General features: G+C 50.3%; 1 pseudogene. It reads right to left on the bottom strand.

The window, feature by feature from the left end:
* Nucleotides 1-266, bottom strand: a pseudogene (locus EDM56_RS30910) (MFS transporter); the annotation flags it as partial.
* Between the last annotated feature and the right edge of the window lie 26 nt (nucleotides 267-292).

Here is a 292-nt window from a genome sequence, read left to right as displayed (position 1 = left end):
AATGCGAGCGGCAATGTCGAGATACCCCACAGTACGATGATTCCCGATAAGGTTGAGCCGAGCGAAAACTTCCAGTTGATCAGTGAGAAAGCAAGTGTTCCCGAAAGCGATCCTGTTGCGAATGCCGACCAGAGCAAACCAAGCGAAGCCGAACCACCTGCTGATTGATTGGCAAACAACGGAAGTGCCACTTCGATGGGCCCGTACGCCATGTTGAAAAACAGTGTGATGAAAATGAGCACGAGCAGCATGCGGTTCGTCCCCATATAGACATATCCCGTCTTCAAATCTT

Origin of the sequence: Brevibacillus fluminis, assembly GCF_003710825.1 — a bacterium.
Classification (GTDB): domain Bacteria; phylum Bacillota; class Bacilli; order Brevibacillales; family Brevibacillaceae; genus Brevibacillus_D; species Brevibacillus_D fluminis.
Note: the sequence above shows the minus strand (reverse complement) of the source record. Positions and strands in the feature narration are given on the sequence as shown.